Here is a 15,039-nt window from a genome sequence, read left to right on the forward strand (position 1 = left end):
TATCGGCCGTGACCAGAGCAGTCCTGCATGCTCTGGCAGCACTACGGCGAGCAGGAGGGACGGCGCAAAAGCGGCTGTCGGCGCTGGCCGCACGGCTACGGGCCGTTCCCGTGGTGGGTCCGGTGCTGGCCGCCTGCGGCTCGTGGCTGGGCGGCGCGGTCGCGATGGTGACCGCACTGGGGCGGGTCTGCCTGCTAGTGTTTATCGTCTCCTGGTACCTGGCCGCCAGTCGGCACTGGTTGGAGGCTTGGGTCATCACTTTGGCCCTGGCCACCCTGATGGTGCTGGCGGCGCTCCAGGCGCTGGGGAGAGCCACCTACCGGGTGCGGCTCTCCCTGGTCTCGACCCGGGTCGTCGTCGGCGATCCGGCGCTCGGCTCCCTATACCTGTCACCCCCCTCGGGGCGCACCACCCGACCGGCGACGGTGGAGATGCCGGTGGGCCAGGGACTGGCCGTCTTCGATATTCCGCGCATCTCCCCCGGCACCGAGCACCAGGAGGTCTTCACCGTACCCACACGGCATCGGGGAGTCATCACGGTGGGACCGGTCCGAAGCATCCGTGGAGACGCACTGGGCCTGGTCCGACGCTCACAGAACTGGACCGAGCCGGTCGACCTGTTCATCCACCCGCGCACCGTCAACCTGGACTCGACAGCGATCGGTTTCATCCGAGACATCGAAGGCGCCGTCACCCAGGACCTGTCCAGCTCGGACGTGTCCTTCCACGCCCTGCGCGAGTACGTCCCCGGTGATGATCGCCGCAACATCCATTGGAAGACCACTGCCCGAACCGGGCGCCTCATGGTGCGTCAGTTCGAGGAGACCCGCAGGGCCCACCTCCTGGTCGTCCACGACCTTGATCCTCACGCCTGGGACGAGGAGGACTTCGAGACCTCGGTGTCCGCGAGCGCCTCGTTGCTGCTGGCCGCGGTGCGGGACAACCGGGAGATCAGCCTGGTCACTCAGGCCGGTCATCCCTACCTACCCACGGGGGCGCGAGTACTGGACACCTTCACCACGCTCGAGCCGGTGGAGGGGGCCGAGGACATGGTCGGCCTGACCCGGCAGGCGGTCAATGCCGTGCCTCAGGCGTCAGTCACTGTCCTGGTCACTGGTGCCAGGACCTCGGCGGCCACCCTCCACCGCGCTCATGCCGAGCTGCCGGCCAGCACCCGGTGCCTGGCGCTGAGGATCGACGGCCATCAGCGTCTGGCCTCGCAGAAGGTCTCCGGGCTGCCCGTAGTGACGCTGCCCGACCTGGAGCGCCTGGCGCCCGCGATGAGAAAGGCCCGTTCATGATCGCTCGTGGGTCACGCACTCGTCCCGGTCCTCCCGAGGACCTGGCTGCTGGGGACCGTGTAGGCACGGGGACCGCCGCCTCACCCGGTAGCGGATCGTCAGCCCGCCGCCTGGACTGGGCGAGCCTGGCGGCGGTCGTGCTGCTGCTGGTGGCAGCGGGAGCCACGCACGGAGCCGTCTTCGGCGCCCTGAGTGGCTACGTCGCCGTTGCCGGGGGCATCGTCATCGGCTCGCTCGTGGGACTGGCCGGGACCTGGTGGAGGTGGAACCCCCTGGAGGTCCTCCTGGCAGCAATCATCTCCTACCTTCTGACGGGAGGTCCGCTGGCGCTGCCCACCACGACGGGTCGGTGGGGTGTGCCGACCATGGCGACCCTTCAGGGGCTGGTGATCGGCGCAGTGACCTCGTGGAAGGACCTGCTGACGATCGCGCCTCCGGCTGCGTCCTTCGTCGGTCCGGGGATCGTCCCCTACCTCAGTGGGATGCTGTGCTCGCTGGTGGCGGTCACGATCGCGCTGAGAGCCGGCAGGCGTCAGGGCTGGGCCCTGGTGGCAGTGGCGGCGCTGGGACTCATCGGGATCCTGTGGGGTTCGCAGCGGGCGCCGCTGGCGCTTCCCGCGGCTGCCGTGGCCCTGGTGGTCGCCATGGCGTGGATGGCTCACCTGCAGCAACGGGGCCGCATCGCGGCGGGGCACGGGATCGTCGGCAGACCAGGGTCCCGGCGTCGCGCCCGGTTCCGTCTTGTCGCAGGCGCCACCGGGATGCTGACGCTCGCCGTCGCCGTCGCCGCGATCCTGTCCCCCGTCATCGAGCCCGGGGGCAACCGTGATGTGCTGCGCGACCACGTCAGACCTCCCCTGGATCTGTCGGCCTACGCCTCACCGCTGACGTCCTTCCGCTACTGGGTGGACAACCAGAAGGACTCCACCCTCTTCACGGTTGAAGGGCTTAAGGAGGGCCAGAGGATTCGACTGGCCACGTTGGACGCCTATGACGGAACTGTCATGCGCGTGGGCACCGATGCCTCGGCGGAGGGGTTCCGGCGAGTGGGCTCCACTGTCACCGATGAACCGCTACCGGGCGGCACCAGCACCACGAGCCTGACGGTGACGATCAAGGACTACGCGGGCTACTGGCTGCCCGGGGCCGGTCAGATGCAGTCGGTCGCCTTCACCGGAGACCGTGCCACGAGCCTGCAGGAGTCCCTGTACTACTCCGAGCCCTTGGAGTCGGCCATCACCACCCAGGGTCTGACCAAGGGGGACCACTACACGACCAGGATCATTGACACCCCGACATGGACAGATGCCCAGCTCAGTGACAAGGCGTTCACCACGCTGACAATGCCCGAGACGAGCAACGTGCCGGAGCCGGCAGGGACCCGCCTGAGCGAGTTCACCGGCGACGCCTCCACTCCCGTCGAGAAGATTCGGACGATGGCGCAGACCTTCTCCAGTCAGGGCTTCTACTCCGACGGTAGCGACAAGCTCTCCCTGCCGAGCCACTCGACCGCGCGTCTGACCACTTTCCTGGATCCCAAGAAGCCGATGATCGGCGACGACGAGCAGTACGCCGTCGCGATGGCGCTCATGGCCAGGCAGGCCGGCTACCCGGCACGCGTGGTCCTGGGGTTCTACCCCGAGACCTACTCCGGGGGTGCCCAGGCGATCACCGGAACCAACGCCCACGCCTGGGTGGAGGTGAGCTTCTCCTCCGTGGGCTGGGTAGCCTTCGACCCCACTCCACCCCGCGATCAGAAGCCCCAGACGGAGGTCCCCAAGCCCAAGCCGAATCCTCGCCCACAGGTGCTTCAGCCACCAGTGCCGCCTCAGAACCCCGCCGATCTGACGCCGCAGACCAACGACGACCGCGACGACGACTCCGATCGCCCCAGCCCCTGGCTGGCCTGGCTGCTCCTGGCGGCCAAGGTGGCCGGCGGCCTGGTGGTCATCACCGCGCCCTTCATCATCATCGTGGCGGCCAAGGCATGGCGTCGTCGTCGACGGCGCCGGGCCGCAAGCCGGATGGATCGCATCACCGGCTCATGGAATGAGCTCATTGACTACGCCACGGATCTGCGTACCGGGGTTCCACACGCGACCACCCGCAGTGAGCAGGCCCTCTTCCTCGACTCCTTCGTCTCCGGAGAGCCGAACCCGGGGCTGACCTTCCGCCCGTCCCCGGCCTCAGACAGCGTCGGCGGCCTGGCCCAGCTAGTGGACTCCACAGTGTTCAGCGGCCAGGACATGGCAGACACGGTGGAGGCACGGGCCTGGAACAGCACCGATGCCCTGAGCCGGGCACTGGCCTCCCGCACCTCCCGATACCGCCGCCTGGTCGCGCGGTTCTCGGTGACCTCCTTGAGACGTCGTCCCGGCCGAGCACCGGCCCTGCGGCCCTTAGATGTCGAACCGTGTCGGCGCGGTGACGCGCCGACGCCATCCCCTGGCGGCTCGCGCCGTTGGTGGCCGGGGTGGCTGAGCCCATCGGGCCTGCGCACACCGCCGCGTCAGTCGGCCACGGATTCACTGCCCTCCTCGGAAGGAGACGCCTGATGACGACAGGATCGGTAGGTCCCGCCGCGGCGGACCGCGAGGTCCCCCCAGCCTCGCCGCTCGCCCACGGCTCCCCCGACCACCTGCGAGGCATGCAGCCGGCCAGCACCGGTATGCGCGCCACGGCACTGGTCGTCGACGCAGTGGTGGTGTCCCTCATCAACGCCATGTGCCTGATGCCCACCGTGATCGCCGTACAGCTGACCTCCACGGTGACGATCGCTGTGGCGACCGTCTTCGCCTTCCTGGGAACGGCGGCTGTCATCTGGTTCGAGGTCATAGACCTGTGGAGGCGTGGACAGACCCTCGGGATGAGAGTCGTGGGCATCTCCTGGCTGCGATGGAGCCTCCCAGGAAGGCCCGGTCTGAACGCCATCGCCAAGATGCTGGTCCTGTCGATCATCTCCAGCCTCACCCTGGGTATCGGCGCCGTCATCATCTACCTGATCTCGGAGGACCGCCGCGGTCGCTCCTGGTTCGACCGGATCAGTGACATCATCGTGGTCACCGCCAAGGACACCGGCTCCGGTGAGGAGCCCTCAGGGATCGGAACCCACAGACCATCAGCGGCACGAGGAAGTGAGGCCTTCGACCCCCAGTGGCTGGCGCTGCGTGATGAGGACGCCGACGACGGCACCGACGGAGGGAATGGTCATGACCGGTTCCGGCGTCCTGAGGATCCCGAGGACCTCATCGAGGCTGATGAGCACCTTCAGCCCACTCTCACTGTCGAGGTGCGTCGGGCGCAGTCCGAGGCTCACAGCACAGACGCGTCCAAAGCGGCCTCCGGAACCGAGGGCTTCATCACTGAGGTCCCGTGGCGCTCCGGGGAGCCGGAGGCGGCAGCGGCGCCCGGCCGGCGACCCGCGGACCTGGAGCCGTCGTTCGTCAGGCAGGACGACGATCCAGTTGCAGCACAGCCGGGTTCCGCTCCCCTGTCGCCGCTGTCCACGCCTCTTGGCTCGGACCCCTCCGCCCCGGTCATGGTGCCGCTGTCCGCGCGCCAGGAGCAGACGGACCGCCCCGTGGCCCCCAGCGGGGCGCCGGTGGGGTCCCAGGATCATTGGGCGCCCCAGGACTCCTGCGCCGGGGAGGACCCTATGGATCGCACTGTTGCCAGGCCCGCCCCCCGGTCCGCGCCCTCGCTCCTGCTGGACACCGGTCAGCGGGTCGACCTCGCTGCCGCAGGCACAGTCCTGCTGGGACGCGACCCGCAGGCGGCCCCTCCCTGGGAGGGCGCCCGAACCGTTGCCGTGGACGATCCGGGATTCTCCATCTCCAAGACCCATGTCGCCGTCGTCCTGGACGGCACCGGCGTGCTCGTTGAGGACCTGGGCTCCACCAACGGCACCACGGTGGAAACTCCTGACGGAGCGTTGATGACTGCTGGTGAGGGGCAACGCGTCAGGGCCAGCGTCGGCGACATCGTCCATGTCGGTCAACGCCGGTTCACGGTGGGGCACTGAGACGGGATGACGAGATGAACAGCTCCACCACCGCGCATCGAGCGGCTCATGCGGCCGGGCACCCGCAGGAGGTCCGTCTCATCGTACGCCACGGCTCGGCCACCGACGTCGGCCAGGTCCGCACCGACAACGAGGACTCGCTGCTGGCCGGCTCTCCGGTCTTCCTCGTCGCGGACGGCATGGGCGGACACCGCTTAGGCGGTGCCGCCTCGGCTCACGCCGTCAGAGCCTTCGAGGACCTCGTGGGACGCGCCTTTGTTACATCACGGGAGTTCAACAGGCGGCTGACCCGTGCCGCGCGCAGCGTGGCCGCCCTGGGGAGTGGGGAACGCGCCCCCGGATCGACGCTCACAGGTCTGCTGCTCTCCCGGCAGGGAGCACTTCCGTGCCTACGAGTGGTGAACATCGGCGACTCACGCACCTACCACCTGTCCGCGCAGTCCTTCTCCCAGATCACCCACGACCACTCTGAGGTCCAGGAGCTCATCGACTCCGGTCACCTGGACCGGGCCCGGACACTGTCATCGCTCAGCCGCAACGTCATCACCCGGGCGCTGGGCGCCGGCGGTGGGGATCAGGTGGTGGCCGACCAGTACCTTCTGCCGGCCACCGTAGGCGACCGCTTCATCATCTGCTCAGACGGGCTGAGCGGGCACGTCACCGAGTCCCTCATCGAGACGGTGGCCAGGTCCGTGCCCGACCCGGGCGACGCCGCCCAGGAGCTGGTCGCCCTGGCCCTGGCCACTGGCGGACGAGACAACGTCACCGTCATCGTCGTCGACGTCGTGGAGGCCTTCCCTCCCTGGGAGAACACGCAGGTGGACGACACCACGCTGCCCCGGGCCACCAGCGCTGACTCCACCGTCCCCACCCCCGCCTCCAGGAGGTCCTGTCCATGAGCATGCTGGCACGCTGGGTACCCGGCGACATCCTGGTCGCCGTCGCCGACGGCGGCGTCCTCGCCCTCGACGGGAGCGCTCAGGCCGTGGAGGCGATGTGGGCCGACCTTAGTGAGCACCGCGGCCTCGGTGACCTACTGCGAAGCCTGAGCCGGCTGCACGACAACGAGGTCTTCACCCTTCCCGACTTCCTCATGATGGCCATCGACGGCCAGGAGCTGCGAGTGGCCGCCCGGGGGCGTTTCAACCTCCACCTGGACACCGCCGACGGCAAGCGCAGCTTCAGCGCCTCCGAGGTCGTCGTGTGGGAGGAGTCCCGCTATGACCAGGTCGACCAGTGCATCCTCGAGCTCGCCCCGGACGCTGGAGGCTCGGCCAGCCCCGAACAGCTCGAGGAGCTCCTCCCTCTGAGGTCGGGGATCGTCCGGGCCTCACAGCTGCACATCGGGTTCGGCTCCCACCCGACCCCGTTGTCCCCTCCGGCTCCGTCCAGCGCTCTCAGGGGTGAGGAGGCGCAGCTGCCGTCGGCGGTCCAGGAAGTCATTCAGCAGGCCCAGACCGAAGACGTCCTGGAGCAGGTCGTCCCACCGGCGGCTCTCCGTCCTGCGACGCAGGGCCAGGAGGAGGCCGTCTACCCGGACTCCCCCGATCCCGGACGGACGCTGGGACCGGAGTCCTTGGATCTGCTGGCCGGTGCGGACTCCCCGCAGGGGACCGGGTCCGAGGACCCGGCCGCGGTACTGGTGGGCCCCGACGACGTTCCGGCGGCCGAAGCCGCAGACCCGCAGATACGCGAGCAGCAGGCCGAGGACGAGTACTTCGGTCATCTCTTCGAGCACACGATGATGCGGGGGGTCGAGGCGGCGGCCATCCGCTCAGTCCACTCCGAGGACGTTGATCCGTTGGCCCAGGTCACCGGGGGGCTTGGACGCCATCGGGCCGTCCCCCAGGGGGAGGACACCTCCAGTCACCCTCTCGAGGCGTACTCGGCGCAGGCAGACGATCCGATCCCGGCTCACGGACAGGCCCTGGACGACGGCGCGGATGCGGTGTCCCCCAATGATTCCACCCCCTCGGATGAGCACTGGCGACATGACGGGCGCACCGTCTCGGCCGCCAGACTTCATGCCGCCAGGGACGCACTGGGCGGGCAGTCCACGATGACCGGTCCCGATGACCTGTCCGGCACCAGCCCCAGTGTGCTGGCCGTCTTCTGCGAGGCGGGGCATCCCAATCCCGTGCACGCCTCCTCGTGTCGCGAGTGCGACGGCGCCATCACCTCCAGAACCGGCCAGGTCCAGCGACCAGTCCTGGGCATTCTGCGTGTCTCCTCCGGTGCCACCACGGTTCTGGACGCCGATGTCATCATCGGCCGAGTACCCCAGGGCACGAGCAGCACCTCCGCTCAGAGCCCCCGCCTGCTGGCGGTCCCCAGCCCGGGCAAGGCGATCTCGAAGACTCACTGCGCCGTGCGGGTCGAGGGCTGGGACATGAGTGTGGAGGATCTGGGGTCCACCAACGGCACCTTCCTGCTGCGCGCCGGGGAGGAGCCCCGCCGGGTGCCTGAGCACCAACCGCTCTTCCTGCGTATCGGCGACGTCATCGACATCGGTGACGACACCACCCTGACAGTGGAGCGTGAGGCGTGATGCCCTCCGAGAGGAACGCTCCCCCGCAGGGGCCACCGATCCCCGGAGCCAGGCCCAAGCGCTTCCTGGGCGCCGGGGGCTTCGCCGATGTCTTCCTCTATGAGCAGCAGGTGCCGCGCCGCGACGTGGCGGTCAAGATCCTGAGGCAAGGAGGCAGCCAGCAAGACCACCACCGGTTCACCACCGAGGCGGACCTCATGGCCCGGCTGTCGTCGCACCCCTCCATCGTGTCGGTCTATGGGGCCGGGACGGTGGAGGAGGAGCGCAGCTACCTCATCATGGAGTACTGTCCCCCGCCCCACCTGGGCAAGCTGGCTGCCTCGCAGCCCTTGTCCCTCACACGCACCCTGGAGATCGGAATCCAGGTGGCGGGCGCGGTGGAGACCATTCACCGGGTCGGTTACCTTCACCGCGATATCAAGCCGGCCAATGTCCTCGTCACCCCCTTCGGGCGTCCGGTGCTCGGCGACTTCGGGATCGCCGCGCCCATTGGGCTGAGCATCGAGCAGGACGAGTTCGGTGGGGCCTCCCCACCATGGGCCTCTCCCGAGCAACAGCTCGACCAGGAGAGTCTGACACCGGCCTCGGACGTCTACGCCCTGGCCGCGACCATCTACACGCTGCTAGCGGGGCGCTCACCCCACGTCGACGTCTCCGGCGCCGACCGCAACGACCAGCTCTCGATGCTCGACCGGGTGCTCCACCGACCAATTCCCCCGATCGGACGACGCGACGTGCCCGAGCAGCTCGAGCGGGTCCTGATCACGGCGATGGCCAAGTCCCCCCGAGGACGGTATGCCAGCGCTGCCGCCCTGGCTCGAGCGCTGCAACAGGTTCAGACCGACCTGCAGCTGGCCACCACCCGGCTGGATGTCATGGAGGAGGCGCCCGGAGGGCAGGCCAGTGGGGCCGGGGAGCAGGACTCCACGATGCTGCGGCCGGTCGTCACGGTGGACCCCGACGGACCGACCGGGACCGCTCCCGCCACCCAGAGGTTTGACGACGCCGCCACGACCTTCACGCCCCGTCGTGTCGAGGCCCAGTCCACGAGCACCGCCCCGCCGCGCAACCGGCCCCGTCCCCAGTTCTCGGTACCGCAGACGCCCACGGGGCCTCTCATGCCCGAGGCACTCAGCACCCGCTCTGGGAGCAGCAGCGATGACGCCGACCTCGCCCTGGAGGCAACGGTCCTGCCGGGGAACCGGACGAGTACCACATCCACCTCGTCGTCATCTCCACAGCCCTGGCCCACTCCCCTCTCCGAAGGCGATACGGCCAAGGACACGACGGGCGCTCCGGACACGGAGGAGACTGAGGCGGCCCTGAAGCGGCAGCCCGGGCGCCTGTCGGGGCGAGCCGTGGCCGTCACCGTCCTGGGCGCCGCCGTCGTGGTCTGCCTGACCGCGATCGGAGTGTGGTCAGTGCTGCGAGGAGAGGGCGGGACACAGCAGGCCACCGCCCGGCCGGCGACCACCGCACCGCCCGGGGCCGTTCCCGGCGCCGGGATACTGCCCGCCGTCACGGATCTCAAGGTCTCCCAGGCCGAGGGGCACGTGGCAGCCACCTGGTCCTACGACTCCAGCGGCGGCGACGTGGTCTTCCTGTACCGCATCTCCGACCCGGGCCAGCTGCTTCCAGTCCAGGAGACCAAGCAGACCAGCGCCACCGTCACACCAGTCAGTACACGCACCTGCATCGAGGTCGTCGCCCGGGACTCCAGCGGGGCCTCGTCGGAGGCTGCCGTCGCCTGCGTCGACACCCCCGGAGCGGGCAGCACGGGATGAGCCGCCAGCTGTCCAAGGCCCTACCGACAGGCTCACGAGCACCGCCGTCCAGGGAACAACCACGCAATCGAGGAATCACAGGGAAGAAGGAGGGATCATGACGAATCCGTCTGCCGAGCCCCTGCTCGTGGACTTCGTCGGCGAGCTTTACCACGTCGAGCCCGGTACACGCTTCAGCATCGGGCGCGAAGGGGATCTCGTGCTCGATGACGACAACCTATTCCTGCACCGCAACTTCCTCATCCTGGAGCATGACACGGGCCTGTGGTGGGTCGCCAATGTCGGTTCCCACATCGGGGCGACCCTGACCGAGAAGTCCGGTACCTCCCGTTCCTGGATCGCTCCCGGGGCCCGGGTTCCACTGGTCTTTCCCGAGATGGCCATCGTGTTCACCGCGGGCTCGACCACCTACGAGATCCTGCTGACCGTCCCACTTCCCGGCTATGAGACCGCCCAGCCGCGCCCCACGAGCCCCCAGACCGGTGAGGCCACCGTGGGCATGGTGACCCTGACGCCCAGCCAGCACCTGGCGATCCTGGCTCTGGCCGAGCCCTGGCTCAGGCGCACCGGCACCGGTCCTGTCGACCTGCCCCGCAACGCCGACGCGGCCGCCCGCCTGGGCTGGACCCTGACCCGTTTCAGCCGCAAGCTGGACAACGTCTGCGACAAGCTCGACCGCATCGGTGTCAAGGGCATGCGCGGAGGGCCTCGTGCCCACGCCTCCTACCGGCGCACCGCCTTAGTCGACTACGCCCTGACCGCACGGATCGTCACCGTCGAGGATCTCCCCCTTCTGGACAGCGCGACGCTGCCGACCAGCGCCGGCCCCTCCGCTCCGGGCCCGGCGCAGGACTGAGGCACAGCGATGAAGATTCAGCTCTCCGTGGTCGGGCGCAGCGGCCACCCCACGAACCTGCGCATCACCGCCGACGCCACCGCCACCGTGGGAGACGTCGCCGCGGCACTGGCCAGTGCCAGTCCCGTCAAGGCCGCAGGGGCCGTCGACCCGGCCACAGTGACGCTGCGGGTGCTCGACCCGGCGGGCATCACTGCCCCGATCACCCTGACCAGCCACACGCCGCTGGACGAGTCGGGACTGCGCTCAGGCGACCTGGTTAACGTCAGCGCCGTCGTCTCCGAGCGCTCACCGGCTCAGCAGGTGGCCATCGCCCAGGTCGTGTCGGGTCCCGACAAGGGGCGGAGCTTCCCCCTGGCACCTGGCTCGACCGAGCTGGGACGCTCCAGTCGTTGTGGCATTGTGCTCAGCGACCCGCTCGTGTCCAAGCGGCACATGCGGATCACGGTGGGGCAGGGCATCGAGGTGCACGACCTCAACTCGGCCAACGGCGTCATCGTGGCCGATCAGCGCGTCCAGCGCCTGTCTCTAGGCCCCGACGACCTGGTCACCGTCGGGGACACGACGCTGCGCCTGTCCATGCTGACAACCGTCTCGTCGATCCCCGGTGCCCGCAAGGGAGGCGACAACGGCGACATCGCCTTCACCCGCTCCCCACGGGTGGTCCCGCGCACGCCCGCGGTCAAGATCAAGCTGCCCGAGGTGCCACGCTCACGCAACGCCGCCCGGTTCCCGCTGCTGGCGATGGTCATGCCGCTGCTCATGGGGGCGACCATGCTCCTGATGACCCGCAACATGCTCAGCCTCATCTTCATCCTCCTCAGCCCGCTCATCATGATCGGCAACTGGGTGGATCAGCGCATCCGGCGCAAGCGCGAGCTCAAGCACGACATCAAGGTGTTCATCCAGGGGGTGGAGGACGCCGACCGGCGTCTGAACCGCACGTACGCCGCGGAGCGCCGGGCGCGCAAGGCCCAGTACCCGGCTATCAACGAGGTGGTCGACCAGGCTCTCGCGCTGGGGCCGATGCTATGGTCACGGCGCCCCGAGCACCCTGAGTTCCTCCAGCTGCGCCTGGGGCTGGGGACGGACCTGCCACGCACCGAGATCGAAGCGAACACGCACCGCGACGGCCTGGCGGTCCATCACCAGTCCCTGGACAGGCTGCGGGAGCGCTACGCCACGATCAGCGACGTCCCCATCATCGTCAACCTGCGTGAGGACGGGGCGCTGGGCGTGTGCGGAACCGGCCCGGACCTGGAGGCGGTGGGACGGGCCGTCGTAGCCCAGCTCATCTGCCTGCACTCCCCCGCGGAGGTCGCGGTGGTCTGCCTGACCGATCCGACCGGCCGGGAGCGGTGGGACTGGCTGGAGTGGGCGCCCCACACCTCCTCCCCCCACTCCCCGCTGGGGGAGCTGCAGCTGGCCTGCGACGGCGCCACCGGCACCATCCTCCTGGCCCGTCTGGAAGAGCTCATCGTCCAGCGCGGCGCCACCTCCCCGGCGCGTCGCGGACCGTCGGAGGACGTCAGTGACGACGAGGGGGACGAGGCCATCGTCCCCGACGTCGTGGTCATCGTTGACAACCCGGGGATCAACCGTTCCCGGCTCATCCGGGTCGTCGAGCAGGGCCCTGATGTCGGCGTCCACGTCCTGTGGTTCGCCGGCGACGTCGTCGACCTGCCCGCCGCCTGCCGTACCTTCCTCCATCTGGGCGAGGAGGAGACGGTCGTCGGTTACGTGCGACGCTCACGCAGTGCTACCAATGTCATCCCCGAGTCGCTCAGCCACGCCCAGGCCCGGGCACTGGGACGCCACCTGGCACCTGTGGTCGACGCCGGGGTGCCCGTCGACGACGAGTCCGACCTACCGGCGGCGATCTCCTTCGTCGGTCTGACCGGTGAGGAGCTGGCGGACTCCGTGGAGGCCCAGATCTCCAGATGGAGTGCCAACCACTCGATCATCGACCGAGGTGGGGCGGCCGTCCCCCTCAAGCAGCCGTTGAGCCTGAGTGCCCTGGTGGGGCAGGGGGCGGAGGCGCCCCTGGCGCTGGACCTGCGCGCCCACGGGCCGCACGCTCTGGTCGGGGGGACAACGGGCGCCGGAAAGTCGGAGTTCCTCCAGTCCTGGGTGCTGGGGATGGCCCAGTCCCTGTCCCCGGACCGCATCACCTTCCTCTTCGTGGACTACAAGGGGGGCTCGGCCTTCGCCCGCTGCACCGAGCTGCCGCACTGCGTCGGTCTGGTGACGGACCTGTCCCCCTACCTGGTGAGACGGGCGCTGACCAGTCTGAGGGCCGAGCTGCGCCACCGCGAGCACCTGCTCAATGAGAAGGGCGCCAAGGACCTGGTCACGCTGGAGAAGACCGGGGATCCCGACTGCCCTCCTAGCCTCGTCATCGTCGTCGACGAGTTCGCCGCCCTGGTCGGTGAGGTCCCGGAGTTCGTCGACGGCGTCGTCGACGTCGCCCAGAGAGGCCGGTCCCTGGGACTGCACCTGGTCCTGGCCACCCAGCGCCCCGCCGGTGTCATCAAGGACAACCTGCGGGCCAACACCAACCTGCGCGTGGCGCTGCGCATGGCCGACGAGTCCGACTCCCAGGACGTCCTGGGAGAGAAGACCGCCGCCCACTTCCCTCCGGAGTTTCCGGGACGCGCCGCCGCCAAGACCGGTCCGGGCCGGGTGACCCGATTCCAGTCCGCCTACCCCGGGGCCCGCACCTCCGCCCAGCTACAGGTGACTCGCGTCTCAGTCGACGAGATGACCTTCGGGATCCCCCGCCCCTGGCAGGTGGCTCATGTCGAGGCCGCGTCCGACGACGTCCCCCAGGACATCGAGAGGGTCGTGGACACGGTCAAGCGGGCCTCCCAGGAGGCGGGCATCGCCGCGCCGCGCAAGCCGTGGCTGGAGGAGCTCGCAACCACCTACGACCTGAACTACCTGCCCCAGCGCCGGGACACCGAGCTGATCCTGGGCGTCGTCGACGACCCGGACAGCCAGGACCAGTACGCGGAGTACTTCCGTCCGGACGATGACGGCAACATCTGCTTCTATGGCTCGTCGGGCTCGGGGAAGTCGACGGCGCTGCGGACCCTGGCGATCGCGGCCGGGATCACGCCCCGCTCGGGGCCGGTGGATGTCTACGCCCTCGACTTCGCCGGTGGCGGGCTGCGGATGCTGGAGTCACTGCCGCACGTGGGTGCCGTCGTCGACGGGGATGACGAGGAGCGTGTCAGCCGGCTGCTGAGCCATGTGGTGAGCATCGTCGACGAGCGCTCCGAGCGCTATTCGCAGAGCCGTGCGGGCACCATCACCGACTACCGGCGCATCTCCCACCGCAATGAGGAGCCCCGTCTACTGCTCCTGCTCGACGGCGTGGGCTCCATGCGCGCCGAGCTGGAGAAGACCTCCGACGGCGTGGCACTGCTGGACCTGCTCCAGCGGATCCTCGTCGACGGCCGCGGAGTGGGGGTTCACGTGGCTGCGACCGCCGAGCGCCCCAACGCCGTGCCCACCTCGATGAGCAACTCCTTCCAACGCAAGATCGTCCTGCGGCAGACCGATGAGGACGGGTACATGTACTTCAGCCTGCCCAAGGACGTGCTCACCCCCTCCAGCCCTCCGGGAAGGGCTATGCAGGTGGGGCGCAAGGACGAGGAGCTGCAGCTGGCGATCCTGGGGGACAATGTCAATGTCCTGTCCCAGTCGCGTCTGGTGGACTCCCTGGGGCACTACCTCACCCGTCAGGGCAGGCAGCGGCCGGCCGCCATTGGAAAGCTGCCCGCGGAGCTGCCCGCGGCGGGGCTGCCACGAACAGTAGCCGGCGCGCCGGCGCTGGGGATGTCCTCGGACACGCTGGCCATGACGGGCTTCGAGCCGGTCGGCGCGATCCTGCTGGGCGGGCAGCCCCAGTCGGGAACCTCCAACGCGATCCGCTGGATGAGTACGGCACTGCGCGAGTGGGATCCGCAGATCGTCCGGGTGCACCTGGCCTCCCGGCGCTCACCGCTGGCAGCCGTGGAGGGGCTGTGGGACCTGTCCGTCTCCGGTGAGGAGAAGATCCGTGAGGCCCTCGAACGGCTCTCACCGACCCTGGATGTGGAGGCCGAGCCGGGCCATCCTCGAGTCGCCCTGTTCATTGAGGGCTATCCCGAGTTCCTCCAGGCCCCGCTGGAGATGGCACTCATCGACGCGGTCAAGAAGGCCAAGCGCAACGGGCACCTCGTCGTTGCCGAGGGCGACACCTCCCAGTGGAACTCCTCCTGGCCACTGCTCCAGGAGGTGCGCTCCGCCCGCACCGGTCTCATCCTCCAACCCGACTCCATGGACGGCGAGCTCATTCTGCGCACCCCGACACCGAAGGTGCGCCGCGGTGAGATGCCGGTGGGGCGGGGCTACTGGGTCAGTGCCGGTCGTGCCGTCAAGGTTCAGGTCCCGCTCATGGAGTGAGCGGAACCCAACGGCCGCAGGTCGCCGTTACAAACCCCGGCCACCCCGGACAGTGCTCCACGGTGGGGGTTGACCCCCAT

At 69.2% G+C, this 15,039-nt stretch carries 8 protein-coding genes; all 8 read left to right on the top strand.

Features of this window, described 5'->3' with window-relative positions:
* The first annotated feature begins 8 nt into the window (after positions 1 to 8).
* The 8 genes from EL340_RS05685 (at position 9) to EL340_RS05720 (ending at position 14,959) form a co-directional block, all read left to right on the top strand.
* Entirely contained in the window at positions 9 to 1,301 is a 1,293-nt protein-coding gene (locus EL340_RS05685) for a DUF58 domain-containing protein (protein ID WP_126413808.1), read from the top strand.
* Positions 1,298 to 3,856, top strand: coding sequence for a transglutaminase TgpA family protein (locus EL340_RS05690; protein WP_126413809.1), 2,559 nt, complete (start codon positions 1,298 to 1,300; stop codon positions 3,854 to 3,856). The genes EL340_RS05685 and EL340_RS05690 overlap by 4 nt, the downstream gene beginning before the upstream one ends.
* On the top strand, positions 3,856 to 5,322 hold the full coding sequence (locus EL340_RS05695) for an RDD family protein (RefSeq protein ID WP_126413810.1): 1,467 nt from the start codon (positions 3,856 to 3,858) through the stop codon (positions 5,320 to 5,322). Before EL340_RS05690 ends, EL340_RS05695 begins: the two co-directional genes overlap by 1 nt.
* Positions 5,323 to 5,336: 14 nt before the next feature.
* The gene (locus EL340_RS05700; protein ID WP_126413811.1) at positions 5,337 to 6,221 is read left to right on the top strand and encodes a PP2C family protein-serine/threonine phosphatase; all 885 of its coding nucleotides are present in this window, start codon (positions 5,337 to 5,339) and stop codon (positions 6,219 to 6,221) included.
* Positions 6,218 to 7,870: an FHA domain-containing protein gene (locus tag EL340_RS05705; protein WP_126413812.1), complete on the top strand. Its 1,653-nt coding sequence runs from the start codon at positions 6,218 to 6,220 to the stop codon at positions 7,868 to 7,870. The genes EL340_RS05700 and EL340_RS05705 overlap by 4 nt, the downstream gene beginning before the upstream one ends.
* Positions 7,870 to 9,654, top strand: coding sequence for a serine/threonine-protein kinase (locus EL340_RS05710; RefSeq protein ID WP_126415339.1), 1,785 nt, complete (start codon positions 7,870 to 7,872; stop codon positions 9,652 to 9,654). Before EL340_RS05705 ends, EL340_RS05710 begins: the two co-directional genes overlap by 1 nt.
* 97 nt (positions 9,655 to 9,751) lie before the next feature.
* The gene (locus EL340_RS05715; RefSeq protein ID WP_126413813.1) at positions 9,752 to 10,510 is read left to right on the top strand and encodes an FHA domain-containing protein; all 759 of its coding nucleotides are present in this window, start codon (positions 9,752 to 9,754) and stop codon (positions 10,508 to 10,510) included.
* A 9-nt stretch (positions 10,511 to 10,519) separates the two neighbouring features.
* Positions 10,520 to 14,959 (top strand): FtsK/SpoIIIE domain-containing protein, encoded by a 4,440-nt coding sequence (locus EL340_RS05720; RefSeq protein ID WP_126413814.1) that lies wholly within the window; start codon positions 10,520 to 10,522, stop codon positions 14,957 to 14,959.
* The last annotated feature ends 80 nt before the right edge of the window (positions 14,960 to 15,039 follow it).

Source organism: Actinomyces viscosus (genome assembly GCF_900637975.1).
Taxonomy (GTDB): domain Bacteria; phylum Actinomycetota; class Actinomycetes; order Actinomycetales; family Actinomycetaceae; genus Actinomyces; species Actinomyces viscosus.